Below are 24,660 nucleotides of genomic sequence, written 5' to 3'. Positions count from 1 at the left end.
AAGGTGGAAGACATCATGACGTCCTATTCGTTCACCGAGAAGAAGCGCATCCGCAAGGATTTCGCCAAGTCGCGCGCGATTCTCGAAGTGCCGTTCCTGCTCGCCATCCAGGTGGACTCGTACCGCGAGTTCCTGCAGGAAAACGTGGATCCGGCCAAGCGCACGGACCACGGCCTGCACGCCGCCCTGAAGTCCGTCTTCCCGATCTCCAGCTACAGCGGCAACGCGGCGCTGGAATACGTCGGCTACAAGCTGGGCGATCCGGTGTTCGACGAGCGCGAGTGCCGCCAGCGTGGCATGAGCTACGGCGCCCCGCTGCGCGTGACCGTGCGCCTGGTGATCTACGACCGTGAGTCGTCGACCAAGGCCATCAAGTACGTGAAGGAGCAGGAGGTCTATCTGGGTGAAATCCCGCTGATGACCGACAACGGTACCTTCATCGTCAACGGCACCGAGCGCGTGATCGTCTCGCAGCTGCACCGTTCGCCGGGCGTGTTCTTCGACCACGACCGCGGCAAGACCCACAGCTCGGGCAAGCTGCTGTACAGCGCCCGCATCATCCCGTACCGCGGTTCCTGGCTGGACTTCGAGTTCGACCCGAAGGACGCGCTGTTCACCCGTATCGACCGCCGCCGCAAGCTGCCGGTGTCGATCCTGCTGCGCGCACTGGGCTACAGCAACGAAGAAATGCTGGCCGAGTTCTTCGAGATCAACACGTTCCACATCAATCCCGACGAAGGTGTCCAGCTGGAGCTGGTGCCCGAGCGTCTGCGTGGTGAAACCCTGGGCTTCGACCTGGCCGACGGTGACAAGGTCATCGTGGAAGCCGGCAAGCGCATCACCGCGCGCCACGTCAAGCAACTGGAAGCCTCGGGCATCGCCGCCCTGGCCGTGCCGGACGATTACATCGTCGGCCGCATCCTGTCGCACGACGTGGTCGATTCGTCCACCGGCGAACTGCTGGCGCAGGCCAACGACGAGATCAGCGACGACCAGCTGCAGGCCTTCCGCAAGGCCGGCGTGGACGCCGTGGGCACCCTGTGGGTGAACGATCTGGATCGTGGTCCGTACCTGTCCAACACGCTGCGCATCGATCCGACCAAGACCCAGCTGGAAGCCCTGGTCGAGATCTACCGCATGATGCGTCCGGGCGAGCCGCCGACCAAGGACGCCGCACAGAACCTGTTCCACAACCTGTTCTTCACCTTCGAGCGCTACGACCTGTCCACGGTCGGCCGGATGAAGTTCAACCGTCGCGTGGGCCGCAAGGAAACCACCGGCGAAGCCGTGCTCTACGACCGCAAGTACTACGGCGAGCGTAATGACGAAGAGTCCAAGCGCCTGGTCGCCGCGCATGGCGAGTCGTCCGACATCCTGGACGTGATCAAGGTCCTGACCGAGATCCGCAACGGCCGTGGCGTCGTCGATGACATCGACCACCTGGGCAACCGTCGTGTGCGTTCGGTCGGCGAAATGGCCGAGAACGTGTTCCGCGTGGGCCTGGTCCGCGTCGAGCGCGCGGTCAAGGAGCGCCTGTCGATGGCCGAGTCCGAAGGCCTGACCCCGCAGGAGCTGATCAACGCCAAGCCGGTCGCTGCCGCGATCAAGGAATTCTTCGGCTCCTCGCAGCTGTCGCAGTTCATGGATCAGAACAACCCGCTGTCGGAAGTCACGCACAAGCGTCGCGTCTCGGCCCTGGGCCCGGGCGGCCTGACCCGCGAACGCGCCGGCTTCGAAGTGCGCGACGTGCATCCGACCCATTACGGCCGCGTCTGCACCATCGAAACGCCGGAAGGCCCGAACATCGGCCTGATCAACTCGCTGGCCGTGTATGCCCGCACCAATGAGTACGGTTTCCTTGAAACCCCGTACCGCAAGGTCGTGGACGGCAAGGTCTTCGACGAGGTCGAGTTCCTGTCGGCCATCGAAGAAAACGAGTACGTCATTGCCCAGGCCAACGCGCTGACCAATGCCGACAGCGTGCTGACCGAGCAGTTCGTGCCGTGCCGCTTCCAGGGCGAATCGCTGCTGAAGCCGCCGGCGGAAGTCCACTTCATGGACGTCTCGCCGATGCAGACCGTGTCGGTCGCTGCCGCGCTGGTTCCGTTCCTGGAGCACGATGACGCAAACCGTGCACTGATGGGCGCCAACATGCAGCGCCAGGCCGTGCCGACCCTGCGTGCGCAGAAGCCGCTGGTGGGTACCGGTATCGAACGCGCCGTGGCCCGCGACTCCGGCGTCACCGTCAACGCCCGTCGTGGTGGTGAAGTGGTGCAGGTCGACGCCGCGCGCATCGTGGTCAAGATCGTCGAAGAAGAAATCATCGGTGCAACCGACGCCGGCGTGGACATCTACAACCTGGTCAAGTACACCCGCTCCAACCAGAACACCTGCATCAACCAGCGTCCGCTGGTGAACGTGGGTGACGTGGTGGCGCGTGGCGACGTGCTGGCCGACGGTCCGTCCACCGACATCGGCGAGCTGGCCCTGGGCCAGAACATGCTGATCGCGTTCATGCCGTGGAACGGCTACAACTTCGAAGACTCCATCCTGCTCTCCGAGCGCGTGGTGGAAGAAGATCGTTACACCACGATCCACATCGAAGAGCTGACCTGCGTTGCCCGTGACACGAAGCTGGGGCCGGAGGAAATCTCCGCCGACATCCCGAACGTGTCCGAGCAGGCGCTGAACCGCCTGGACGAATCCGGCGTGGTGTACATCGGTGCGGAAGTGCGCGCCGGTGACATCCTGGTCGGCAAGGTGACGCCGAAGGGCGAAAGCCAGCTGACCCCGGAAGAGAAGCTGCTCCGCGCGATCTTCGGCGAGAAGGCGTCGGACGTGAAGGACAGCTCGCTGCGCGTGCCGCCGGGCATGGACGGCACCGTCATCGACGTGCAGGTCTTCACCCGCGACGGCATCGAGAAGGACAAGCGTGCGCGCCAGATCGAAGAATCCGAGATCAAGCGCGTCAAGAAGGACTTCGACGACCAGTACCGCATCCTGGAAGGTGCCATCTACGCCCGTCTGCGTTCGCAGATCGTCGGCAAGGTGGTCAACGGCGGCGCCAACCTGAAGAAGGGTGATGTCATCACCGACGCCTACCTGGACGGCCTGAAGAAGGCTGACTGGTTCGTGCTGCGGATGAAGGACGAAGACGCTTCGGAATCCATCGAGCGCGCGCAGAAGCAGATCCAGGCGCACGAGAAGGAATTCGAGCGTCGCTTCGCCGACAAGCGCGGCAAGATCACCGCGGGCGATGACCTCGCACCGGGCGTGCTGAAGATGGTCAAGGTCTTCATGGCCGTGAAGCGCCGCATCCAGCCGGGCGACAAGATGGCAGGCCGCCACGGCAACAAGGGTGTGGTCTCCAACGTGGTGCCGGTCGAGGACATGCCGTACATGTCGTCGGGCGAAACCGTGGACATCGTGCTGAACCCGCTGGGCGTGCCGTCGCGCATGAACATCGGGCAGATCCTGGAAGTGCATCTGGGCTGGGCCGCCAAGGGCCTGGGTCGCAAGATCCAGGGCATGCTGGAAGCCCAGGCCGCGGTGTCGCAGCTGCGGATCTTCCTGGACGAGGTGTACAACCACGACAGCACCAACGTGGCCACCCACGTCGACCTGACCCAGTTCAGCGATGCGGAACTGCTGCGCCTGGCCGGCAACCTGACCGACGGCGTGCCGATGGCAACGCCGGTCTTCGACGGTGCCACCGAGGCGGAGATCAAGCGCATGCTGGAACTGGCAGACCTGCCGACCAGCGGCCAGACCCAGCTGTATGACGGCCGCACCGGCGAGGCGTTCGATCGCCAGACCACCGTCGGCTACATGCACTACCTGAAGCTGAACCACCTGGTCGACGACAAGATGCATGCCCGTTCGACCGGTCCGTACTCGCTCGTCACCCAGCAGCCGCTGGGTGGTAAGGCGCAGTTCGGCGGGCAGCGCTTCGGTGAGATGGAAGTCTGGGCGCTGGAAGCCTACGGCGCGGCCTACACCCTGCAGGAAATGCTGACGGTGAAGTCCGATGACGTGCAGGGCCGCAACCAGATGTACAAGAACATCGTCGATGGCGAGCACGAGATGGTGGCCGGCATGCCGGAATCCTTCAACGTGCTGGTGAAGGAAATCCGTTCGCTGGCCATCAACATGGAACTGGAAGACAGCTGATCGCGCAGGCGCTGCTGCCCCGGCAGCAGCGCCGCTGCTTCGCTCCTGACAGCCCATCGACACAGCATTCCTCCTTCTGGAGAACACCATGAAAGACCTGCTCAACCTCTTCAACCAGCAGCGCCAGACGCTGGACTTCGACGCGATCAAGATCGCGCTGGCTTCGCCCGACCTGATCCGTTCGTGGTCGTTCGGCGAAGTGAAGAAGCCGGAAACGATCAACTACCGTACCTTCAAGCCGGAGCGTGACGGCCTGTTCTGCGCCGCCATCTTCGGACCGGTCAAGGACTACGAGTGCCTGTGCGGCAAGTACAAGCGCATGAAGCACCGTGGTGTGGTCTGCGAAAAGTGCGGCACCGAGGTGACCCTGGCCAAGGTGCGCCGCGAGCGCATGGGCCACATCGACCTGGCGTCGCCGGTCGCGCACATCTGGTTCCTCAAGTCGCTGCCTTCGCGCATCGGCCTGATGCTGGACATGACCCTGCGTGACATCGAGCGCGTGCTGTACTTCGAAGCCTACGTGGTGACCGAGCCGGGCCTGACCGCCCTGGAGCGCCGCCAGCTGCTGACCGAAGAGCAGTACCTGACCGCGCGTCAGGAGCACGGTGATGACTTCGACGCCGCCATGGGCGCCGAGGCCGTCTACGAGCTGCTGCGCACGATCGACCTGCAGTCGGAAATGACCCGCCTGCGCGAAGAGATCGCCAGCACCGGTTCGGAAACCAAGCTCAAGCGCCTCACCAAGCGCATCAAGCTGATCGAAGCCTTCCTGGAATCGGGCAACCGTCCGGAGTGGATGGTGATGACCGTGCTGCCGGTGCTGCCGCCGGACCTGCGTCCGCTGGTGCCGCTGGACGGTGGCCGCTTCGCGACCTCCGACCTGAACGACCTGTACCGCCGCGTCATCAACCGCAACAACCGCCTGCGTCGCCTGTTGGAACTGAGCGCGCCGGACATCATCGTGCGCAATGAAAAGCGCATGCTGCAGGAATCGGTCGATGCGCTGCTGGACAACGGCCGTCGCGGCCGTGCCATCACCGGCACCAACAAGCGCCCGCTGAAGTCGCTGGCCGACATGATCAAGGGCAAGCAGGGTCGCTTCCGCCAGAACCTGCTGGGCAAGCGCGTCGACTACTCGGGCCGTTCGGTCATCGTGGTCGGCCCGTACCTGCGCCTGCACCAGTGCGGCCTGCCGAAGAAGATGGCGCTCGAGCTGTTCAAGCCGTTCGTCTTCGCCAAGCTGCAGCGTCGTGGCCTGGCCACCACCATCAAAGCCGCCAAGAAGCTGGTCGAGCGCGAAGAAGCCGAAGTCTGGGACATCCTGGAAGAGGTCATCCGCGAACATCCGGTGATGCTGAACCGTGCGCCGACCCTGCATCGTCTGGGCATCCAGGCGTTCGAGCCGGTGCTGATCGAAGGCAAGGCCATCCAGCTGCATCCGCTGGTCTGCACCGCGTTCAACGCCGACTTCGACGGTGACCAGATGGCCGTCCACGTGCCGCTCTCGCTGGAAGCCCAGCTGGAAGCGCGTGCGCTGATGATGTCCACCAACAACATCCTGTCGCCGGCCAACGGCGAGCCGATCATCGTGCCGTCGCAGGACGTCGTGCTGGGTCTGTATTACATGACCCGCTCGCTGGTGAACAAGAAGGGCGAGGGCATGGCCTTCGCCAACATCGCCGAAGTCAAGCGTGCCTACGACAACCGCGTGGTGGAACTGCATGCGCGCGTCAAGGTCCGCATCACTGAAGTGGTGACCGACGAGGAAGGCAACAAGCAGAACAAGACCTCGATCGTGGAAACCACGATCGGTCGCGCCCTGCTGGCTGAAATCCTGCCGGAAGGCCTGCCGTTCGCGCTGGCCAACACCGAGCTGACCAAGAAGAACATCAGCCGCCTGATCAACTCCAGCTACCGTCAGCTGGGCTTGAAGGACACGGTCGTGTTCGCCGACAAGCTGATGTACACCGGCTTTGCCTACGCAACCCGTGCGGGTGTGTCGATCGGTATCGACGACATGCTGATCCCGGACGAGAAGCGCGGCATCCTCACCGAGGCCGAAGCCGAAGTGCTGGAAATCCAGGAGCAGTACCAGTCGGGCCTGGTCACCGCCGGTGAGCGCTACAACAAGGTGGTCGACATCTGGTCGCGCACCAACGAACGCATCGCCAAGGCGATGATGGACACCATCGGTACCGAGAAGGTCACCGATTCCAACGGTGACATCATCGACCAGAAGTCGATGAACTCGCTGTACATCATGGCCGACTCCGGTGCGCGTGGTTCGCAGGCGCAGATCCGCCAGCTGGCCGGTATGCGTGGCCTGATGGCGCGTCCGGATGGCTCGATCATCGAAACGCCCATCAAGGCGAACTTCCGTGAAGGCCTGAACGTGCAGGAGTACTTCAACTCCACCCACGGTGCCCGTAAGGGTCTGGCCGATACCGCGCTGAAGACCGCCAACTCGGGTTACCTGACCCGTCGTCTGGTGGACGTCGCGCAGGACGTGGTGATCACCGAGGTGGATTGCGGTACCACTGAAGGCCTGACCATGACGCCGATCGTGGAAGGCGGCGATGTCGTGGAGCCGTTGAAGGACCGCGTGCTGGGTCGTGTCGTCGCCGAGGACGTGTTCCTGCCGGGCAACGACGAAGATCCGATCGTCACCCGCAACACGCTGCTCGACGAAGCCTGGGTGGCCAAGCTGGAAGATGCCGGCGTGCAGAGCATCAAGGTGCGCTCGACGATCTCGTGCGCCTCGCCGTTCGGTGTCTGCGGCCGTTGCTACGGTCGTGACCTGGCGCGTGGCCACATCGTCAACATCGGTGAAGCGGTCGGTGTCATCGCCGCGCAGTCGATCGGTGAGCCGGGTACCCAGCTGACCATGCGTACGTTCCACATCGGTGGTGCGGCATCGCGTGCGGCAGCAGTGGACAACATCACGGTGAAGACCACCGGTTCGGTGAAGTTCAACAACCTGAAGTCGGTGTCGCATGCCAACGGTTCGCTGGTGGCGGTGTCCCGCTCGGGCGAAATCTCGGTGCTCGATGCCCATGGCCGCGAGCGCGAGCGTTACAAGCTGCCCTACGGCTCGATGATCGCCTCCAAGGATGGCGACTCGGTCAAGGCTGGCCAGACCGTGGCGAACTGGGATCCGCATAACCACCCGATCGTTTCGGAAGTGGCCGGTTTCCTGCGCTTCATCGACTTTGTCGATGGCATCACCGTCATCGAAAAGACCGACGAACTGACCGGCCTTGCCTCGCGCGAGATCACCGATCCGAAGCGTCGCGGTTCGATGGGCAAGGATCTGCGTCCGCTGATCCGCATCGTCGACGCCAAGGGCGCCGACCTGCTGATCCCGGGCACCGACATGCCGGCCCAGTACCTGCTGCCGCCGCGCTCCATCGTCAACCTGCAGGACGGCGCCGCCGTCGGCGTGGGCGACGTGGTCGCCAAGATCCCGCAGGAAGCGTCCAAGACCCGCGACATCACCGGTGGTCTGCCGCGTGTGGCCGATCTGTTCGAAGCCCGCAAGCCGAAGGATCCGGCAGTGCTGGCCGAGCGTTCGGGCATCATCAGCTTCGGCAAGGACACCAAGGGCAAGCAGCGTCTGATCATCAAGGACACTGACGGGACGGAACACGAAGAGCTGATTCCGAAGTACCGCCAGGTGATCGTGTTCGAAGGCGAGCACGTGACCAAGGGCGAAACCATCGTGGACGGCGAGCCGAGCCCGCAGGACATCCTGCGTCTGCTGGGTGTCGAACCGCTGGCTGCCTACCTGGTCAAGGAAATCCAGGACGTGTACCGCCTGCAGGGCGTGAAGATCAACGACAAGCACATCGAAGTGATCACCCGTCAGATGCTGCGCAAGGTCGAGATCACCGACCAGGGCAACAGCAAGTTCCTGAATGGCGAACAGGTGGAACGTCAGCGCGTTATCGAGGAGAATGCACGCCTCGGTGCCCGTACCGAACTGCCGGCCCAGTACGATCCGGTCCTGCTGGGCATCACCAAGGCTTCGCTGGCAACCGAATCGTTCATCTCGGCGGCGTCCTTCCAGGAAACCACCCGCGTGTTGACCGAAGCCGCCGTTCGCGGCACCAAGGACAACCTGCGCGGCCTGAAGGAAAACGTCATCGTCGGTCGCCTGATTCCGGCCGGTACCGGCCTGTCCTATCACGCCAACCGCCGTCGCGGCGCTACCGGCCTGACCGATTCGGAGATGCTGACGCTGACCGGTACGTCGGCCGCTGCAGCCGCAGAACCGGCTGCTCCGGCGCCGGCTCCGGTGGCCGCCGTCGAAGCTGAACAGGCTTCGGGGGAAGAGTAAGAAATACGGTCCGCCCCCTCGGGGGTGGGCACGGAAAAGGGCAGGCGAGGCCTTCGGGTTTCGCCTGCCAGTCTGAACGGGGTACATGGAGGCCCCCCGGTAACTTCCCTGGATCAGGGAGGGCTTGACAGGAGCGCGTTTGACTGCCTTTCTGACAGGTTGCTACAATCGTCTGTCTCAGCAGGCCCGTTTTCAGGCCTGCTTTAACATTTCCGCATCTCTGGTCAGTTTTTACTGGCCCCAATCAGAAGAACCTACTGATGGCGACGATCAACCAGCTGGTCCGCAAGCCGCGGCAAGCTACCACCTACAAGAGTGCCTCGCCGGCGCTCGAGAAGTGCCCGCAGCGCCGTGGCGTCTGCACGCGCGTCTATACCACCACCCCGAAGAAGCCGAACTCGGCCCTCCGCAAGGTTGCCAAGGTCCGCCTGACCAACCAGGAAGAGGTCATCAGCTACATCGGTGGTGAAGGCCACAACCTGCAGGAGCACTCCGTGGTCCTGATCCGCGGCGGTCGCGTCAAGGATCTGCCGGGTGTGCGTTACCACACTGTTCGCGGTTCGCTCGATGCCTCCGGTGTCGCCAAGCGTCGCCAGGCCCGTTCGAAGTACGGCGCCAAGCGTCCGAAGGCATAAGGAGAGAGCACATGTCGCGTAAAGGTAATACTCCGCAGCGTTCCGTCCTGCCCGATCCCAAGCACGGAAGTGAAACCATCGCCCGCTTCATCAACATGGTGATGTTGAGCGGCAAGAAGTCCGTAGCCGAGAAGATCGTCTACGGCGCGATGGACGTCATCAGCGAAAAGAACGCCGCCGCCAATACGGTGGAACTGGTGCAGAAGGCGCTGGAAAACGTCGCTCCGTCGGTCGAGGTCAAGTCCCGCCGTGTCGGTGGTGCCACCTACCAGGTGCCGGTCGAAGTGCGTTCGTCGCGCAAGATGGCACTGGCCATGCGTTGGCTGATCGACTCCGCGCGCAAGCGTGGTGAGAACACCATGCCGAAGAAGCTGGCGGCCGAGCTGCTGGATGCCTCGGAAAACCGTGGCGGCGCGATCAAGAAGCGCGAAGAAACCCACCGTATGGCCGAAGCCAACAAGGCGTTCGCGCACTACCGCTGGTGAGTTTGACGGCCTTGTAAAACAGGCAGGGCAGCACCATCTGAGTGCTGCCCCGCGACCCCGGAAGGGTCGCGCCAATCCGAAGGCCGCCGAAAGGCGGCGTTCGGCCATCCGAAATCCAAGAAATCGAGAGGCTCCCCGTGGCCCGCAACACTCCCATCGAGCGTTACCGTAACTTCGGCATCATGGCTCACATCGATGCCGGCAAGACCACCACGTCCGAGCGCATCCTGTTCTACACCGGCAAGAGCCACAAGATCGGTGAAGTGCATGACGGCGCTGCCACCATGGACTGGATGGAGCAGGAGCAGGAGCGTGGCATCACGATCCAGTCCGCTGCCACCACTGCGTTCTGGAAGGGCATGGACAAGTCCCTGCCGGAGCATCGTTTCAACATCATCGATACCCCCGGACACGTCGACTTCACCATCGAAGTCGAGCGCTCGCTGCGCGTGCTCGATGGTGCGGTGTTCGTGCTGTGTGCCGTTGGTGGCGTGCAGCCGCAGTCCGAAACCGTGTGGCGTCAGGCCAACCGGTACAAGGTGCCGCGCATTGCGTTCGTCAACAAGATGGACCGCACCGGCGCGAACTTCACCAAGGTCGTTGGCCAGCTGAAGGCCAAGCTGGGTGCGGTTGCCGTGCCGATGCAGCTGCCGATCGGCGCTGAAGAAAACTTCAAGGGCGTGGTCGACCTCATCAAGATGAAGGCGATCCATTGGGATGAAGCGTCCCAGGGTATGAAGTTCGAGTACCTGGAGATCCCGGCCGACATGCAGGCAGAGGCTGATGAAGCCCGCGTCTTCATGATCGAAGCTGCGGCTGAAGCCAGCGAAGAGCTGATGGAAAAGTACCTGGGCGGCGAAGAGCTGACCGAGGCCGAGATCGTGGAGGCCCTGCGCGTGCGCACCCTGGCCACCGACATCGTGCCGATGTACTGCGGTTCGGCCTTCAAGAACAAGGGCGTGCAGGCCATGCTGGACGGCGTGGTGCAGCTGCTGCCGTCGCCGATCGACGTGCCGGACGTCACCGGTACCGACGTGGACGACGAAACCGTCGCACTGAGCCGCAAGTCCGATGACAAGGCGCCCTTCTCGGCGCTGGCCTTCAAGATCATCACCGATCCGTTCGTCGGCGCGCTGACCTTCTTCCGTGTCTACTCGGGCACGCTGAATGCTGGCGACCAGCTGCTGAACTCGGTGAAGGGCAAGAAGGAGCGCATCGGCCGCATCCTGCAGATGCATTCCAACGATCGCGAAGAGATCAAGGAAGTGCTGGCCGGTGACATCGCCGCTGCCGTGGGTCTGAAGGACACCACGACCGGTGACACGCTGTGCTCGCAGGAGCATCCGATCATCCTGGAGCGCATGGTGTTCCCGGAGCCGGTCATCTCGATGGCCGTCGAACCGAAGACCAAGTCCGACCAGGAAAAGATGGGTCTCGCCCTCGGCCGTCTGGCCCAGGAAGATCCGTCGTTCCGCGTCAAGACCGACCAGGAATCCGGCCAGACGATCATCTCGGGCATGGGTGAGCTGCACCTGGACATCATCGTTGACCGCATGAAGCGCGAGTTCAACGTTGAAGCCAACGTCGGCAAGCCGCAGGTGGCTTACCGCGAAACGATCACCCTGGCCGACGTCAAGTCGGACTACAAGCACGCCAAGCAGTCCGGTGGTAAGGGTCAGTACGGTCACGTCGTGATCGAGCTGTCGCCGATCACCGCTGCCGATCGTGCCGATCCGAAGCTGTCCGCTGCGATCAAGGATGATTTCCTCTTCATCAATGACATCGCCGGCGGCGTGATCCCGAAGGAATTCATTCCGTCGGTAGAAAAGGGCCTGCGCGAAACCATCACCAGCGGTCCGCTGGCTGGCTTCCCGGTCGTGGATGTCAAGGTCAAGCTGGTGTTCGGCTCGTACCATGACGTCGACTCCTCGGAAATGGCGTTCAAGCTGGCTTCCTCGATGGCGTTCAAGGAAGGTTTCCGCAAGGCCAAGCCGGTCCTGCTGGAGCCGATCATGAAGGTCGAGATCGTGACCCCGAGCGATTACCAGGGTGACGTGATGGGCGACGTCAGCCGTCGTCGTGGCATGCTGCAGGGTTCGAGCATGACCGGTGACGGTTCGGCCGAAATCATCAATGCGATGATTCCGCTGGGCGAGATGTTTGGCTACGCCACCTCGCTGCGTTCGCAGACCCAGGGCCGCGCCACGTTCACGATGGAATTCGATCACTACGAGCCGGCGCCGACCAACATCGCCGACGAAGTCATGAAGAAGGCCTGAGCGTAAGCTCAGGTCCTCCCAACCACTTTAGAAACTAAAAGGTAGATAGAAATGGCAAAGGGTAAGTTCGAGCGCACCAAGCCGCACGTCAACGTCGGCACCATCGGTCACGTCGATCACGGCAAGACCACGCTGACCGCTGCACTGACCAAGATCGGTGCGGAGCGCTTCGGTGGCGAGTTCAAGGATTACTCCTCGATCGACGCCGCGCCGGAAGAAAAGGCACGTGGCATCACGATCTCGACCGCACACGTCGAATACGAATCCACCGAGCGTCACTACGCCCACGTTGATTGCCCGGGCCATGCTGACTACGTCAAGAACATGATCACCGGTGCAGCGCAGATGGACGGCGCGATCCTGGTCTGTTCCGCTGCTGACGGCCCGATGCCGCAGACCCGCGAGCACATCCTGCTGTCGCGTCAGGTCGGCGTGCCGTACATCGTCGTCTTCCTGAACAAGGCAGACATGGTCGATGACGCCGAGCTGCTTGAGCTGGTGGAAATGGAAGTGCGCGAGCTGCTGAGCAAGTACGACTTCCCGGGCGACGACACCCCGATCATCGCCGGTTCGGCGCGTCTGGCGCTGGAAGGCGACCAGAGCGACATCGGTGTGCCGGCTGTCATCAAGCTGGTCGAGGCGCTGGACACCTGGATCCCGATGCCGGAGCGCGCTGTCGACAAGCCGTTCCTGATGCCGGTGGAAGACGTGTTCTCGATCTCGGGCCGCGGCACCGTGGTGACCGGTCGTATCGAGCGTGGCGTGATCAAGGTCGGCGAAGAAATCGAAATCGTCGGTATCCGCGACACCGTCAAGACCACCGTGACCGGCGTGGAAATGTTCCGCAAGCTGCTCGACCAGGGTCAGGCAGGCGACAACGCCGGTCTGCTGCTGCGCGGCACGAAGCGTGACGACGTCGAGCGTGGCCAGGTCCTCTGCAAGCCGGGTTCGATCAAGCCGCACACCGAGTTCGAAGGCGAAGTGTACGTGCTGTCGAAGGATGAGGGCGGCCGTCACACCCCGTTCTTCAACGGCTACCGTCCGCAGTTCTACTTCCGTACCACGGACATCACCGGTGCTGCCAAGCTGCCGGAAGGTGTCGAGATGGTGATGCCGGGCGACAACGTGAAGATGGTTGTCACCCTGATCAACCCGGTGGCAATGGACGAAGGCCTGCGTTTCGCGATCCGCGAAGGCGGCCGTACCGTCGGCGCCGGCGTGGTGTCGAAGATCATCAAGTAATCTGTTAGACTTTGCGCCCCGATGTTGCCTGGGTAGGGCATCGGGGCGCTTTTAAAAGGGAAAAGAAACACAGGACGTGTTTCGTGTTCCCCGGACCAGGATCGGTCGCGCCATTCAGGCTTTGTCAACACACTGTGTTGACAGGCTTTTTGTATGTGCGCTATGCTTCTACGTCTGGGCAGGCCGGGAAACCGACCTGCCTACGTTTTTGAGGTTAATGGATTGACCTTGTCGGCCTGCAGGAGTGCGGGCCGTCTGTATTCAGGATATTCACGGGGCTAGGCAACCCAGAGGCCTGGCTCGTCGCTCTTTTAACGAAGGAACCACCGTCATGGCGGACCAAAAGATCCGTATCCGGCTGAAGGCGTTCGATCATCGTTTGATCGACCGTTCGGCCAGCGAGATCGTAGAAACGGCAAAGCGGACCGGCGCGCAAGTGCGTGGCCCGATCCCGCTGCCGACCAAGATTGAACGCTACACCATCCTCGTCTCCCCGCACGTCGACAAAGACGCGCGTGACCAGTACGAGACCCGCACGCACAAGCGCGTGCTCGATATCGTTGATCCGAACGACAAGACCGTGGACGCGCTGATGAAGCTCGAACTGGCTGCCGGCGTCGACGTTCAGATCAAGCTGACCTGAGGACTACGACCATGACGAAGAAATATTCGTTGGGCTTCGTGGGCCGCAAGGCTGGCATGAGCCGCGTTTTCACTGAAGATGGCCAGTCCATCCCGGTGACCCTGATTGAAGCCTCCCCGAACCGCATCGCGCAGATCAAGACCGTCGAAGCTGACGGCTACAGCGCCGTGCAGGTGACCGTCGGCGCGCGTCGCGCTGCCCTGGTCAACAAGCCGGAAGCCGGCCACTTCGCCAAGGCGAAAGTGGAAGCGGGCCGTGGCCTGTGGGAATTCCGCGTTGAAGACGCGCAGCTCGGCGATTTCGCCGTTGGCGGCGAAGTCAAGGCGGACATCTTTGAAGTCGGCCAGATCGTCGACGTCCAGGGTGTCACCAAGGGCAAGGGCTTCCAGGGCACCATCAAGCGCTACAACTTCCGCATGGGTGACGCTACCCACGGTAACTCGCTGTCGCATCGCGCGCCGGGTTCACTGGGCCAGCGCCAGACGCCGGGTCGCGTGTTTCCGGGCAAGAAGATGTCCGGTCACATGGGTTCCGTGCAGCAGAGCACCCTGAATCTGGAAGTTGTCAAGGTCGACGTCGAGCGCGGTCTGATCGCGGTTCGCGGCGCCGTTCCTGGCGCGGCGGGTGGCGACGTGATCGTCCGTCCGGCGAGCAAGGCATAAGGAGAGATGACGATGGAACTCGTTATCACGGGTAGCAATAACAAGGTCTCGGTCTCCGATGCCGTGTTCGGTCGCGATTTCTGCGGTGATCTGGTCCACCAGGTTGTCGTCGCTTATCGCAACGCCGGTCGCGCAGGTACCAAGGCGCAGAAAACGCGTTCTGAAGTGGCTGGTACCACGAAGAAGTCGAAGAAGCAGAAGGGCGGCGGTGCGCGTCATGGCGCGCTGACGGCTCCGATCTTCATCGGCGGTGGTGTCACCTTCGCGGCCAAGCCGCGTAGCTTCGAGCAGAAGGTCAACCGTAAGCAGTACCGTGCCGCCATGTGCGCGATCCTGTCCGAGCTGAACCGTCAGGGCCGTTTGACGATCGTGGAGGCCTTCGATGTCGAAGCGACCAACACGAAGTCGTTGATCGCCAAGCTGGCCGGCCTGGAAGTGGGCAAGCGCCCGCTGATCGTCACTGAAGAAGCCTCCGAGCACCTGTACCTGTCGGCGCGCAACATTCCCTACGTGGAAGTGCGTGACGTGCAGGGTCTGGACCCGGTGTCGCTGGTCGGTGCCGATACGGTCATCATTACCGCTGATGCGGTCAAGAAGGTCGAGGAGTGGCTGGCATGAGCAGCAACGAGAAAATCTTCAGCGTGCTGCGCGCTCCGCGAGTCTCTGAAAAGACCGCGCGCCTGCAGGAACTTTCCAACCAGTATGTCTTCGAGATTTCGAACGAAGCCACCAAGGCCGATGTAAAGGCCGCGGTAGAGCAGCTGTTCGACGTCAAGGTCGAGGCCGTCAACGTGCTGAACGTCAAGGGCAAGAACAAGTCCTTCCGTAACCGCGCTGGCCGCCGTGGCGATTGGCGCAAGGCGTACGTGCGCCTGGCCGATGGCCAGTCCATCGATGTAACGGCCAAGGCCTGAGGTCCATCCCATGCCATTGATGAAATTCAAACCCACTTCCCCCGGCCGTCGTTCGGCCGTGCGCGTGGTTACTCCCGATCTGCACAAGGGCGCACCGCACGCACCGTTGCTGGAGCCGTTGAGCAAGTCGGGTGGTCGTAACCACCACGGCCGCATCACGGTCCGCCACGTTGGTGGTGGTCACAAGCAGCACTACCGCGTCATCGACTTCAAGCGCAACAAGGAAGGCATTCCGGCACGCGTGGAACGCATCGAATACGATCCGAACCGCACTGCCCATATCGCCCTGCTGTGCTACGTCGACGGTGAGCGTCGCTACATCATCGCACCGAAGGGCCTGAAGGCCGGTGACCAGGTGATTGCAGGCTCGGATGCGCCGATCAAGGCAGGCAACACGCTGCCGCTGCGCAACATCCCGGTCGGTACCACCATTCACGGCATCGAACTGAAGCCGGGCAAAGGTGCACAGATCGCTCGTGCCGCCGGCGCCGCCGTGCAGCTCGTCGCTCGTGAAGGCATCTACGCCACCCTGCGCCTGCGCTCGGGTGAAATGCGCAAGGTGCCGGTCGAGTGCCGCGCCACCATCGGTGAAGTCGGTAACGACGAGCACAACCTGGAAAAGCTGGGCAAGGCTGGCGCCAAGCGCTGGCGCGGTGTCCGCCCGACCGTTCGTGGTGCAGCCATGAACCCGGTTGACCATCCGCACGGCGGTGGTGAGGCGAAGGCCGGCCAGGGTAATCCGCATCCGGTCACCCCGTGGGGTGTTCCGACCAAGGGTTACAAGACGCGCCATAACAAGCGCACTCAGCAGTTCATCGTCCGCGATCGTAGGGGCTAATCGACCATGGCACGTTCACTCAAGAAGGGCCCGTTTGTCGATCACCACCTTGTTGTCAAGGTGGCAGCCGCTGCGGGTAGCAAGCGTCCGATCAAGACCTGGTCGCGTCGTTCGATGATCCTGCCTGACATGGTAGGCGTCACCATTGCCGTGCATAACGGCAAAAACCACATCCCGGTTCTCATCAACGAGAACATGGTCGGCCACAAGCTTGGCGAATTTGCCATCACCCGGACCTTCAAGGGTCACGGTGGTGACAAGAAGTCCGGCAAGTAAGGAGAGATGACAATGGAAGCGAAAGCCATTTTGCGCTCCGCGCGCATCTCTGCGCAGAAAGCCCGCCTGGTCGCTGACCAGGTGCGCGGCCTGCCGGCCGAGCGTGCGGTCAACCTGCTGAAGTTCTCGGACAAGAAGGCTGCACACCTGATCAAGAAGGTGGTGGAGTCGGCTATTGCAAATGCCGAGAACAACCAGGGCGCTGACGTCGACGAGCTGAAGGTCCAGACCATCATGGTAGATGAAGGTCCGACCCTGAAGCGTTTCATGGCGCGGGCGAAAGGCCGCGGTACCCGCATCCTCAAGCGCACCAGCCACATCACTGTGGTTGTGGGCGCCGGCAAGTAAGCGGAAAGGAAAAGACCATGGGTCATAAAGTTCATCCGATTGGTATCCGCCTCGGTATTTCCAAGGATTGGAACTCCAAGTGGTACGCCAACAAGGGCGAGTTCGCTGGTTATCTGGCGGCCGACCTGAAGGTGCGGGAAATGCTGCGCAAGAAGCTTGCGCAGGCCGGCATCAGCAAGATCCTCATCGAGCGTCCGGCCAAGACCGCCCGCGTGACGATCCACACCGCCCGTCCGGGCGTAGTGATCGGCAAGCGTGGTGAGGACATCGAGAAGCTGCGCAAGGAAGTGAGCGAGATGATGGGCGTCCCGGCGCACATCAACGTCACTGAAGTGCGCAAGCCCGAGCTGGACGCACAGCTGGTTGCCGAGTCCATCGCGCAGCAGCTTGAGCGTCGCATCATGTTCCGCCGTGCAATGAAGCGCTCGGTCGGCAACGCGATGCGCCTCGGTGCCCTGGGCATCAAGGTCAACGTCGGTGGCCGCTTGAACGGTGCAGAAATCGCCCGTTCGGAGTGGTACCGCGAAGGCCGCGTGCCGCTGCACACGCTGCGTGCCGACATCGACTACGGCTTCGCTGAAGCCAAGACGACGTACGGCATCATCGGCATCAAGGTCTGGATCTACAAGGGCGAGGTCTTCGATTTCTCCCAGGTTGGCCAGGAAAAGCAGGACGACTCCCCGCGCAACGATCGTAACGATCGCGGCGACCGCGGTGACCGTCAGCGCCCGGCTCGTGAAGCGAGGTAACGACAATGTTGCAACCCAAGCGAACCAAATACCGCAAGGTACACAAGGGGCGTAACGACGGCCTGAGCTGGAGCGCAAACGCTGTCAGCTTCGGCGAGTACGGCCTGAAGGCAACCGCCCACGGTCAGCTGACCGCGCGTCAGATCGAAGCGGCCCGCCGCTCGATCAGCCGCTACGTCAAGCGCGGTGGCAAGATGTGGATCCGTGTGTTCCCCGACAAGCCCATCACCAAGAAGCCCATCGAAGTTCGAATGGGTTCGGGTAAGGGCAACGTGGAATACTGGGTGGCCCAGATCCAGCCCGGCCGCATGATCTATGAAATCGAGGGTGTTACCGAAGACGTGGCACGCGAGGCATTCCGCCTGGCCGCCGCCAAGCTCTCGGTCACCACCACTTTCGTAACCCGGACGGTGCGCTGATGGACCTCAAACAACTCCGTGAAAAGTCGGCTGACGAACTGAAGGCCCACCTGATCGACCTGCGTAAGGAACAGTTCTCTGTCCGTATGCAGCAGGTCACCGGCCAGCTGCCGAAGACTCACGATATCCGCCGGGTCCGTCGCGAGATTGCTCGCACGAAGACCCTGCTCGGCAGCACCAAGTAAGGATGGCCGCTATGAGCGACAACACTGAAAACAAAGCGCTGCGCACGGTCGAAGGCCGTGTCGTCAGCAACAAGATGGACAAGACGGTCACCATTCTGGTGGAACGCCAGGTCAAGCACCCGCTGTACGGTAAGTACATCAAGCGCTCGTCCAAGCTGCACGCCCATGATGCCGACAATGCCTGCAACGAAGGCGATGTCGTGCGCGTGACCGAAATTGCTCCGATGTCCAAGACCAAGAACTGGCGCGTGGTGGAAGTCATCACGCGTGCGGCTGAATAAGGAGATCTGACTCATGATCCAGATGCAGAGCTACCTTGACGCCGCGGACAATTCCGGTGCCAAGGAACTGATGTGCATCAAGGTGCTTGGTGGTTCCAAGCGCCGTTATGCGCACATTGGTGACATCATCAAGGTCACCGTCAAAGACGCGATTCCGCGCGGCAAGGTCAAGAAGGGCGAAGTTTACGACGCCGTTGTTGTCCGTACCCGCAAGGGTGTTCGTCGTCCGGACGGTTCGTTGATCCGCTTCGACGGCAATGCTGCCGTACTGCTGAACAACAAGCAGGAGCCGATCGGCACCCGTATCTTCGGACCGGTGACGCGTGAACTTCGTTCGGAGAAGTTCATGAAGATCGTCTCGCTCGCTCCCGAAGTGCTGTGAGCGACAGGAGATAATCATGGCTAACCGTATCAAGAAGGGCGACCAGGTTGTCGTCACCGCTGGCAAGGACAAGGGTAAGCAGGGCGAAATCGTCCGCGTGGACGGCGACCGTGTGGTCGTCGCCAACGTGAACATCGTCAAGCGCCACACCAAGCCGAATCCGCAGGCAGGCGTTGCCGGCGGCGTGGTCGAGCGTGAAGCGTCGATCCATATCTCCAACGTAAACGTCGTCAACCCGGCAACGGGCAAGGGCGAGCGCGTTGGCTTCAAGGTGCTGGAGGATGGACGCAAACTGCGTGTGTTCCGCTCCAGCGGTGAGGCGCTCGACGCCTGAGGATGCGCTGATGAATACCCGTCTCGAAAAGTTTTACAAGGAAGAAGTAGTCCCGGCGCTGATGAAGCAGTTCGGCTACAAGAATCCGATGGAAGTGCCGAAGCTGGTCAAAGTCACCCTGAACATGGGTGTCGGTGAAGCAGCGACCAACAAGAAGATCCTGGAAAACGCCGTCGGCGACATGACCAAGATTGCCGGCCAGAAGCCGGTCATCACCAAGTCGCGTGTGTCGGTTGCGTCGTTCAAGATCCGCGATGGTTGGCCGATCGGCTGCAAGACCACGCTGCGCCGTGAAAAGATGTACGAGTTCATGGACCGCCTGATCAACATCTCGCTGCCGCGCGTGCGCGACTTCCGTGGTGTGTCCGGTCGTTCCTTTGACGGTCGCGGCAACTTCAACATGGGTGTGAAGGAACAGATCATCTTCCCGGAAATCGATTTCGACGCTGTCGATGCGATCCGCGGTATGGATATCGCCATCACCACCACGGCGAAGACCGATGCGGAAGCGAAGGCGCTGCTGGCAGCGTTCAAGTTCCCGTTCCGTAACTGATACGTCGAGGAATATCCGAAAATGGCAAAGACCTCCATGGTCAACCGCGACATCAAGCGGAAGAAGCTGGCTGAGAAGTTCGCTGACAAGCGCGCTGCTCTGAAGAAGATCGTGTCCTCGCCGACCGCGTCTTACGAAGAGAAGATCGAAGCCTCCACCAAGTTGTCGAAGCTGCCGCGCGATTCGTCGCCGAGCCGCCATCGCAACCGTTGCGAACTGTCTGGCCGCCCGCGTGGCGTGTACAGCAAGTTCGGCCTGGGCCGTAACAAGCTCCGCGAAGCCACCATGCGTGGCGACGTGCCGGGCCTGCGCAAGGCCAGCTGGTAATCAGCCGGTCCTGCGACTGCCCTCCCTGAACGGGGAGGGCAGGTCCAGCCGAGGCGGGTTCGCCCGTCTGCAGAAAAAACCAGAGAGCCCGACGCAAGTCGGGCTCTTTTGGCGTATAATCCCGCGTCTTGCCTTGCGCTGGTTGCGGGGGAGGGGGCCTGGCCCATCCCAGGACTACAAAAACAGAATTCGCGAAAGCGGATATCGGTGCACTCAAAGGTACTCATATGAGCATGACTGATCCCATCGCCGACCTGCTGGTCCGCATCAAGAATGCGGCAGCGGTTGGCAAGCAGACGGTGAAAGCACCGTCGTCCAAGATCAAGGTTGCGATCGCCCAGGTCCTGAAGGACGAGGGTTACATCACCGACCTGCGCGTTACCGCGCTCGAGAACAACAAGTCCGAGCTCGAAATCGTGCTGAAGTATTTCGAAGGCAAGCCGGTCATCGCGACCCTGAAGCGTTTCTCGCGTTCGGGTCTGCGTCAGTACCGTGGCAAGAGCGAGCTGCCGAAGGTCATGAACGGCCTGGGTATTTCCATCATTTCCACCTCCAAGGGCATCATGACTGATGCGCAGGCGCGCCAGTTGGGCGTCGGCGGCGAAGTCCTGTGCTTCGTGGCCTAAGGCGAAAGGAGTAGACCATGTCCCGTGTAGCCAAGAAGCCGATCGACCTGGGTAAGGTTGAGTTGAACGTCCAGTCCGACAGTGTCACCGCCAAGGGCCCGAAGGGCACCCTGTCGCTGGCCAAGCCGGCTGGCATTGCCATCAATGTCGAGAACGGCGTTGCCACCCTGAGCACCGAAGACGCAGCCCTCGTGCCGCTGACCGGTACCGTCCGCGCGATCCTGGCCAATATGGTCAAGGGCGTCACCGATGGCTTCGAGCGCAAGCTTGAGCTGGTCGGCGTCGGTTACCGTGCTTCCATGCAGGGCAAGGACCTGAGCCTGGCGCTCGGTTACTCGCATCCGATCCTGTATGTGGCGCCGGAAGGCATCACCATCACCACCCCGACGCAGACCGAAATTCTGGTGCAGGGTGCTGACAAGCAGATCGTCGGTGAAGTTGCCGCCAAGATCCGTGCGTACCGCAAGCCGGAACCGTACAAGGGCAAGGGCGTGAAGTACTCCGACGAAGTCATCATTCGCAAGGAAGCCAAGAAGGCGTAAGCGCGAGTTCCTTGCAGGAGCCCGCACCTCCGTGTGCGGACTCCCCGGGGAAAAGCCCAACCTTCAGCTTTCCAGGACAAAAAATCATGAACAAGAACATCGCCCGCCTGCGCCGCGCCAAGTCGACCCGTGCCCACATCCGTGTGCTCGGCGTCGCCCGTCTGTCGGTGCTGCGCACCGGTCAGCATCTGTACGCACAGGTCTTCACCGCCGACGGCTCCACGGTGCTGGCTGCTGCCAACACCACCCAGGCCGACGTCAAGGAAGGCCTGAAGAGCGGCAAGAACGCCGAAGCTGCTGCCAAGGTCGGCCGTATCGTTGCAGAGCGCGCCAAGGCCGCCGGCATCGAGAAGGTTGCCTTCGATCGTTCGGGCTACCGTTACCATGGCCGCATCAAGGCCCTGGCTGACGCTGCTCGCGAAGCTGGCCTGCAGTTCTAAGGGATAAGGAAAGGAGCCCATGGGCTCCTTTCCGCCTGCTCGCCGGCCAGAGGGTGGCCGGACGGTCCCGTTCTTATGCAACGGCGTACCGGAACAACGCACCACTCCACAACCATAAGCGGCCTCGAGCCGTACATACCTAAACAACCAAGGAATCAAGATGGCAGAAGAACGTCCGCAGCGGGGTCGCGATCGCGACCGTAACCGCGAAGAAAAAGTCGACGATGGCATGATCGAGAAGCTGGTCGCGGTCAATCGCGTCAGCAAGACCGTCAAGGGCGGTCGTCAGTTCACCTTCACCGCACTGACCGTGGTCGGCGATGGCGAAGGCAAGGTCGGTTTCGGCTATGGCAAGGCACGCGAAGTGCCGGTCGCCATCCAGAAGTCGATGGAGCAGGCGCGCAAGAACCAGGTCAGCGTTGATCTGAACAACGGCACCTTGTGGCACACCATCAAGGACGGTCACGGTGCAGCACGCGTTTTCATGCAGCCCGCGTCTGAAGGTACCGGCGTCATCGCCGGTGGCGCCATGCGCGCCGTGTTGGAAGCCGTTGGCGTGAAGAACGTGCTGGCCAAGGCTGTTGGTTCGCGCAACCCGATCAACCTGGTGCGTGCCACCGTGAAGGGCCTGGCTGCTGTGCAGTCGCCGGCTCGCATCGCGGCCAAGCGCGGCAAGAAGGTAGAGGATCTGAATCATGGCTGATTCGACCAGCAAGACTGTCAAGGTGCGCCTGGTGCGCGGCCTTCGTGGTGCCCAGTCCCGTCACCGCCTGTCGGTGCGTGCCCTGGGTCTGAGCAAGCTCAACGATGTGCGTGAACTGAAGGACAGCCCGCAGGTTCGCGGCCTGATCAACAAGGTTCACTACCTCGTCAAGGTTGAGGAATAATCCAATGACCATGCATCTGAATGAACTGAACCCGGCACCGGGCGCGCGTACCCCGCGTACCCGCGTCGGTCGTGGCATCGGCTCCGGCCTGGGCAAGACCTGCGGCCGCGGCCACAAGGGTTCGTTCGCCCGTAAGGGTGGCGGCAAGATCAAGGCTGGCTTCGAAGGCGGCCAGACCCCCATGCAGCGTCGTCTGCCGAAGATCGGCTTCAACTCGCCGATCGCCAAGGACACCGCTGAAGTGCTGCTGTATCAGCTGGACAAGCTGCCGGCTGGCGAAATCACTTTCGCCATCCTGCGTGAAGCCAAGCTGGTTCCGAGCATCGCGAAGAAGGCCAAGATCGTCGTCAAGGGCGAGCTGACCAAGGCGTACACCCTGAAGGGCATCGCTGCCACGGCTGGTGCCAAGGCTGCGATCGAAGCTGCCGGCGGCAGCGTAACGGAGTAATAGCATCATGGCGCAAGCTGGCATCGGTAACCTCGCAGGTGGAATGGGCAAGTTCACTGAACTTCGCCAGCGTCTGCTGTTTGTCGTCGGGGCGTTGATCGTCTATCGGATCGGGTGCTATGTGCCGGTTCCGGGCGTGAACCCCGATGCCATGCTTGCCATGATGGAACAGCAGGGCGGCGGCATCGTGGACATGTTCAACATGTTCTCGGGCGGCGCCCTGCACCGTTTTTCGATCTTCGCGCTGAACGTCATGCCGTACATCTCGGCATCGATCGTGATGCAGCTGGCGGTCCACATCTTCCCGGCGCTGAAGGCGCTGCAGAAGGAAGGTGAGTCTGGACGCCGCAAGATCACCCAGTATTCCCGCATCGGCGCCGTGTTGTTGGCGGTGGTGCAGGGCGGCAGCATCGCGCTGGCACTGCAGAACCAGGTGTCGCCGGGTGGCACGGCCGTGGTGTATGCGCCGGGCATGGGCTTCGTGCTCACTGCCGTGATCGCATTGACCGCAGGCACCATCTTCCTGATGTGGGTCGGTGAGCAGGTGACCGAGCGCGGCATCGGCAACGGTGTGTCGCTGATCATCTTCGCCGGTATCGTCGCCGGTCTGCCGGGCGCGATCATCCATACGTTCGATGCGTACCGCGACGGCAACATCCAGTTCATCCAGCTGCTGCTGATCGCGCTGGTGGTACTGGCCTTCACCTTCTTCGTGGTGTTCGTCGAACGCGGCCAGCGCCGCATCACGGTGAACTACGCACGTCGCCAGGGTGGCCGCAACGCGTACATGAACCAGACCTCGTTCCTGCCGCTGAAGCTCAACATGGCCGGCGTGATCCCCGCGATCTTCGCCTCCAGCCTGTTGGCCTTCCCGGCGACGCTGGCGATGTGGTCAGGCCAGGCGGCCAACCAGAGCGCCACCGGTCAGTGGCTGCAGAAGATCGCCAATGCCCTCGGGCCGGGTGAGCCGCTGCATATGATCGTGTTTGCAGGACTGATCACCGGTTTCGCGTTCTTCTATACCGCGCTGGTGTTCAACTCGCAGGAAACCGCGGACAACCTGAAGAAGTCGGGCGCGCTGATTCCGGGCATCCGTCCGGGCAAGGCGACCGCTGACTACATCGATGGCGTGCTGACGCGGCTGACCGCGGCGGGTTCGGCCTATCTGGTGATCGTCTGCCTGCTGCCGGAACTGATGCGCACCCAGTTGAACGCGTCGTTCTACTTCGGCGGCACCTCGCTGCTGATCGTGGTGGTGGTGGTGATGGACTTCATCGCCCAGGTTCAGGCGCACCTGATGTCGCACCAGTATGAAAGCCTGTTGAAGAAGGCAAACCTGAAGGGTGGCAATCGCGGCGGTTTTGCACGCGGCTGATCTGCCTGTTACACTATCGTCTTCCTGATGTGATGGTCCTCCGCTTCGCGGACTCGGCTATCCAAAGAAGGGCGGCCCCCGCAGCGGTTCCGGGTGGGGGTGAGATCTGGTGGTCCTGCGCAGGAGTAGCGCGGGCGGCCACGGCGGCATGTCTTCGGATATGGCGCCGCGACCAACCTGATCCGGCGCCGGAGCCTGGGCACACTCCCCGGGCCGGGTTTTTGAAACCTCACGGTCTCAGAAACTTCCAGTACACCGGAACCTTGTAAGATTCGCTAGTTCAC

The 24,660-nt window shown here is 62.1% G+C and carries 28 protein-coding genes; all 28 read left to right on the top strand.

What is annotated here, in order from left to right; genetic code table 11:
- Window positions 1-15: 15 nt before the first annotated feature.
- The 28 genes from rpoB to secY all read left to right on the top strand — a co-directional run bounded on the left by rpoB (window position 16) and on the right by secY (window position 24,376).
- Entirely contained in the window at window positions 16-4,170 is a 4,155-nt protein-coding gene (gene rpoB / locus ICJ04_RS14880) for a DNA-directed RNA polymerase subunit beta (RefSeq protein WP_188324959.1), read from the top strand.
- 88 nt (window positions 4,171-4,258) lie between these two features.
- Window positions 4,259-8,506 (top strand): DNA-directed RNA polymerase subunit beta', encoded by a 4,248-nt coding sequence (rpoC, locus tag ICJ04_RS14875; RefSeq protein ID WP_188324958.1) that lies wholly within the window; start codon window positions 4,259-4,261, stop codon window positions 8,504-8,506.
- Window positions 8,507-8,766: 260 nt separating this feature from the next.
- Window positions 8,767-9,141, top strand: coding sequence for a 30S ribosomal protein S12 (rpsL, locus tag ICJ04_RS14870; RefSeq protein ID WP_042615316.1), 375 nt, complete (start codon window positions 8,767-8,769; stop codon window positions 9,139-9,141).
- Between the two features lie 11 nt (window positions 9,142-9,152).
- Window positions 9,153-9,626 (top strand): 30S ribosomal protein S7, encoded by a 474-nt coding sequence (rpsG, locus tag ICJ04_RS14865; RefSeq protein WP_188324957.1) that lies wholly within the window; start codon window positions 9,153-9,155, stop codon window positions 9,624-9,626.
- A 137-nt stretch (window positions 9,627-9,763) separates the two neighbouring features.
- Window positions 9,764-11,905 (top strand): elongation factor G, encoded by a 2,142-nt coding sequence (gene fusA / locus ICJ04_RS14860; protein WP_188324956.1) that lies wholly within the window; start codon window positions 9,764-9,766, stop codon window positions 11,903-11,905.
- A 51-nt stretch (window positions 11,906-11,956) separates the two neighbouring features.
- Window positions 11,957-13,147, top strand: a complete 1,191-nt coding sequence (tuf, locus tag ICJ04_RS14855) for an elongation factor Tu (protein ID WP_188324955.1) — start codon at window positions 11,957-11,959, stop codon at window positions 13,145-13,147.
- Window positions 13,148-13,478: 331 nt separating this feature from the next.
- Window positions 13,479-13,790 carry a 30S ribosomal protein S10 gene (rpsJ, locus tag ICJ04_RS14850; protein ID WP_010341589.1) on the top strand — a complete coding sequence of 104 codons (312 nt, stop codon included), beginning with the start codon at window positions 13,479-13,481 and terminating at the stop codon, window positions 13,788-13,790.
- 11 nt (window positions 13,791-13,801) lie between these two features.
- On the top strand, window positions 13,802-14,452 hold the full coding sequence (gene rplC, locus ICJ04_RS14845) for a 50S ribosomal protein L3 (RefSeq protein ID WP_188324954.1): 651 nt from the start codon (window positions 13,802-13,804) through the stop codon (window positions 14,450-14,452).
- Window positions 14,453-14,464: 12 nt separating this feature from the next.
- Window positions 14,465-15,070 (top strand): 50S ribosomal protein L4, encoded by a 606-nt coding sequence (gene rplD, locus ICJ04_RS14840; protein ID WP_188324953.1) that lies wholly within the window; start codon window positions 14,465-14,467, stop codon window positions 15,068-15,070.
- Entirely contained in the window at window positions 15,067-15,366 is a 300-nt protein-coding gene (rplW, locus tag ICJ04_RS14835; protein ID WP_042614228.1) for a 50S ribosomal protein L23, read from the top strand. The genes rplD and rplW overlap by 4 nt, the downstream gene beginning before the upstream one ends.
- A 10-nt stretch (window positions 15,367-15,376) precedes the next feature.
- On the top strand, window positions 15,377-16,204 hold the full coding sequence (rplB, locus tag ICJ04_RS14830) for a 50S ribosomal protein L2 (RefSeq protein ID WP_188324952.1): 828 nt from the start codon (window positions 15,377-15,379) through the stop codon (window positions 16,202-16,204).
- A gap of 6 nt (window positions 16,205-16,210) precedes the next feature.
- Window positions 16,211-16,480: a 30S ribosomal protein S19 gene (gene rpsS, locus ICJ04_RS14825; protein ID WP_188324951.1), complete on the top strand. Its 270-nt coding sequence runs from the start codon at window positions 16,211-16,213 to the stop codon at window positions 16,478-16,480.
- A 12-nt stretch (window positions 16,481-16,492) separates the two neighbouring features.
- A complete protein-coding gene (gene rplV, locus ICJ04_RS14820) occupies window positions 16,493-16,828 on the top strand; it encodes a 50S ribosomal protein L22 (RefSeq protein ID WP_017355410.1) in 336 nt (111 codons plus the stop codon).
- 17 nt (window positions 16,829-16,845) lie between these two features.
- Window positions 16,846-17,577, top strand: a complete 732-nt coding sequence (gene rpsC / locus ICJ04_RS14815; protein WP_038690288.1) for a 30S ribosomal protein S3 — start codon at window positions 16,846-16,848, stop codon at window positions 17,575-17,577.
- A gap of 5 nt (window positions 17,578-17,582) precedes the next feature.
- Window positions 17,583-17,996, top strand: a complete 414-nt coding sequence (rplP, locus tag ICJ04_RS14810) for a 50S ribosomal protein L16 (protein ID WP_042614224.1) — start codon at window positions 17,583-17,585, stop codon at window positions 17,994-17,996.
- Window positions 17,996-18,181: a 50S ribosomal protein L29 gene (gene rpmC / locus ICJ04_RS14805; RefSeq protein ID WP_101098576.1), complete on the top strand. Its 186-nt coding sequence runs from the start codon at window positions 17,996-17,998 to the stop codon at window positions 18,179-18,181. The genes rplP and rpmC overlap by 1 nt, the downstream gene beginning before the upstream one ends.
- Before the next feature lie 11 nt (window positions 18,182-18,192).
- Complete coding sequence (gene rpsQ, locus ICJ04_RS14800) at window positions 18,193-18,462, top strand: 30S ribosomal protein S17 (protein ID WP_188324950.1); 270 nt, start codon at window positions 18,193-18,195, stop codon at window positions 18,460-18,462.
- 13 nt (window positions 18,463-18,475) lie between these two features.
- Window positions 18,476-18,844, top strand: coding sequence for a 50S ribosomal protein L14 (gene rplN / locus ICJ04_RS14795; RefSeq protein WP_042614221.1), 369 nt, complete (start codon window positions 18,476-18,478; stop codon window positions 18,842-18,844).
- 16 nt (window positions 18,845-18,860) lie between these two features.
- Entirely contained in the window at window positions 18,861-19,178 is a 318-nt protein-coding gene (rplX, locus tag ICJ04_RS14790; protein WP_188324949.1) for a 50S ribosomal protein L24, read from the top strand.
- A gap of 10 nt (window positions 19,179-19,188) precedes the next feature.
- Window positions 19,189-19,731 carry a 50S ribosomal protein L5 gene (gene rplE / locus ICJ04_RS14785; protein ID WP_188324948.1) on the top strand — a complete coding sequence of 181 codons (543 nt, stop codon included), beginning with the start codon at window positions 19,189-19,191 and terminating at the stop codon, window positions 19,729-19,731.
- Window positions 19,732-19,752: 21 nt separating this feature from the next.
- On the top strand, window positions 19,753-20,058 hold the full coding sequence (gene rpsN / locus ICJ04_RS14780; protein ID WP_188324947.1) for a 30S ribosomal protein S14: 306 nt from the start codon (window positions 19,753-19,755) through the stop codon (window positions 20,056-20,058).
- Window positions 20,059-20,285: 227 nt separating this feature from the next.
- Window positions 20,286-20,684, top strand: coding sequence for a 30S ribosomal protein S8 (rpsH, locus tag ICJ04_RS14775; RefSeq protein ID WP_004145387.1), 399 nt, complete (start codon window positions 20,286-20,288; stop codon window positions 20,682-20,684).
- Window positions 20,685-20,701: 17 nt separating this feature from the next.
- Window positions 20,702-21,226, top strand: a complete 525-nt coding sequence (gene rplF / locus ICJ04_RS14770) for a 50S ribosomal protein L6 (protein WP_188324946.1) — start codon at window positions 20,702-20,704, stop codon at window positions 21,224-21,226.
- 86 nt (window positions 21,227-21,312) lie between these two features.
- Window positions 21,313-21,666, top strand: coding sequence for a 50S ribosomal protein L18 (gene rplR, locus ICJ04_RS14765; protein WP_188324945.1), 354 nt, complete (start codon window positions 21,313-21,315; stop codon window positions 21,664-21,666).
- A gap of 160 nt (window positions 21,667-21,826) precedes the next feature.
- Window positions 21,827-22,369 (top strand): 30S ribosomal protein S5, encoded by a 543-nt coding sequence (rpsE, locus tag ICJ04_RS14760; protein ID WP_188324944.1) that lies wholly within the window; start codon window positions 21,827-21,829, stop codon window positions 22,367-22,369.
- Window positions 22,362-22,553: a 50S ribosomal protein L30 gene (gene rpmD / locus ICJ04_RS14755; RefSeq protein ID WP_188324943.1), complete on the top strand. Its 192-nt coding sequence runs from the start codon at window positions 22,362-22,364 to the stop codon at window positions 22,551-22,553. The genes rpsE and rpmD overlap by 8 nt, the downstream gene beginning before the upstream one ends.
- Before the next feature lie 4 nt (window positions 22,554-22,557).
- A complete protein-coding gene (rplO, locus tag ICJ04_RS14750) occupies window positions 22,558-23,001 on the top strand; it encodes a 50S ribosomal protein L15 (RefSeq protein ID WP_188324942.1) in 444 nt (147 codons plus the stop codon).
- Window positions 23,002-23,008: 7 nt separating this feature from the next.
- A complete protein-coding gene (gene secY, locus ICJ04_RS14745; protein ID WP_188324941.1) occupies window positions 23,009-24,376 on the top strand; it encodes a preprotein translocase subunit SecY in 1,368 nt (455 codons plus the stop codon).
- Window positions 24,377-24,660 lie beyond the last annotated feature (284 nt).

It is taken from the genome of Stenotrophomonas sp. 169 (assembly GCF_014621775.1).
In the GTDB taxonomy this organism is placed as follows: domain Bacteria; phylum Pseudomonadota; class Gammaproteobacteria; order Xanthomonadales; family Xanthomonadaceae; genus Stenotrophomonas.
The sequence above is the reverse complement of the archived record's forward strand: the minus strand, read 5'-3'. Positions and strand labels throughout refer to the sequence as shown.

Excerpts from the sequence above, each read along its gene's own strand:
- rplD (WP_188324953.1), top strand. The coding sequence starts at position 14,465 with ATGGAACTCGTTATCACGGGTAGCAATAACAAGGTCTCGGTCTCCGAT.
- rpsH (WP_004145387.1), top strand. The coding sequence starts at position 20,286 with ATGAGCATGACTGATCCCATCGCCGACCTGCTGGTCCGCATCAAGAAT.
- rplX (WP_188324949.1), top strand. The coding sequence starts at position 18,861 with ATGGCTAACCGTATCAAGAAGGGCGACCAGGTTGTCGTCACCGCTGGC.
- rpoB (WP_188324959.1), top strand. The coding sequence starts at position 16 with ATGACGTCCTATTCGTTCACCGAGAAGAAGCGCATCCGCAAGGATTTC.
- tuf (WP_188324955.1), top strand. The coding sequence starts at position 11,957 with ATGGCAAAGGGTAAGTTCGAGCGCACCAAGCCGCACGTCAACGTCGGC.
- rpsC (WP_038690288.1), top strand. The coding sequence starts at position 16,846 with ATGGGTCATAAAGTTCATCCGATTGGTATCCGCCTCGGTATTTCCAAG.
- rplP (WP_042614224.1), top strand. The coding sequence starts at position 17,583 with ATGTTGCAACCCAAGCGAACCAAATACCGCAAGGTACACAAGGGGCGT.
- rplN (WP_042614221.1), top strand. The coding sequence starts at position 18,476 with ATGATCCAGATGCAGAGCTACCTTGACGCCGCGGACAATTCCGGTGCC.
- rplB (WP_188324952.1), top strand. The coding sequence starts at position 15,377 with ATGCCATTGATGAAATTCAAACCCACTTCCCCCGGCCGTCGTTCGGCC.
- rpsL (WP_042615316.1), top strand. The coding sequence starts at position 8,767 with ATGGCGACGATCAACCAGCTGGTCCGCAAGCCGCGGCAAGCTACCACC.
- rpsJ (WP_010341589.1), top strand. The coding sequence starts at position 13,479 with ATGGCGGACCAAAAGATCCGTATCCGGCTGAAGGCGTTCGATCATCGT.
- rplW (WP_042614228.1), top strand. The coding sequence starts at position 15,067 with ATGAGCAGCAACGAGAAAATCTTCAGCGTGCTGCGCGCTCCGCGAGTC.
- rplF (WP_188324946.1), top strand. The coding sequence starts at position 20,702 with ATGTCCCGTGTAGCCAAGAAGCCGATCGACCTGGGTAAGGTTGAGTTG.
- rplC (WP_188324954.1), top strand. The coding sequence starts at position 13,802 with ATGACGAAGAAATATTCGTTGGGCTTCGTGGGCCGCAAGGCTGGCATG.
- rplV (WP_017355410.1), top strand. The coding sequence starts at position 16,493 with ATGGAAGCGAAAGCCATTTTGCGCTCCGCGCGCATCTCTGCGCAGAAA.
- rpsQ (WP_188324950.1), top strand. The coding sequence starts at position 18,193 with ATGAGCGACAACACTGAAAACAAAGCGCTGCGCACGGTCGAAGGCCGT.
- secY (WP_188324941.1), top strand. The coding sequence starts at position 23,009 with ATGGCGCAAGCTGGCATCGGTAACCTCGCAGGTGGAATGGGCAAGTTC.
- rpoC (WP_188324958.1), top strand. The coding sequence starts at position 4,259 with ATGAAAGACCTGCTCAACCTCTTCAACCAGCAGCGCCAGACGCTGGAC.
- rpsN (WP_188324947.1), top strand. The coding sequence starts at position 19,753 with ATGGCAAAGACCTCCATGGTCAACCGCGACATCAAGCGGAAGAAGCTG.
- rpsG (WP_188324957.1), top strand. The coding sequence starts at position 9,153 with ATGTCGCGTAAAGGTAATACTCCGCAGCGTTCCGTCCTGCCCGATCCC.
- rplR (WP_188324945.1), top strand. The coding sequence starts at position 21,313 with ATGAACAAGAACATCGCCCGCCTGCGCCGCGCCAAGTCGACCCGTGCC.
- rpmD (WP_188324943.1), top strand. The coding sequence starts at position 22,362 with ATGGCTGATTCGACCAGCAAGACTGTCAAGGTGCGCCTGGTGCGCGGC.
- rplE (WP_188324948.1), top strand. The coding sequence starts at position 19,189 with ATGAATACCCGTCTCGAAAAGTTTTACAAGGAAGAAGTAGTCCCGGCG.
- rplO (WP_188324942.1), top strand. The coding sequence starts at position 22,558 with ATGACCATGCATCTGAATGAACTGAACCCGGCACCGGGCGCGCGTACC.
- rpsS (WP_188324951.1), top strand. The coding sequence starts at position 16,211 with ATGGCACGTTCACTCAAGAAGGGCCCGTTTGTCGATCACCACCTTGTT.
- rpsE (WP_188324944.1), top strand. The coding sequence starts at position 21,827 with ATGGCAGAAGAACGTCCGCAGCGGGGTCGCGATCGCGACCGTAACCGC.
- rpmC (WP_101098576.1), top strand. The coding sequence starts at position 17,996 with ATGGACCTCAAACAACTCCGTGAAAAGTCGGCTGACGAACTGAAGGCC.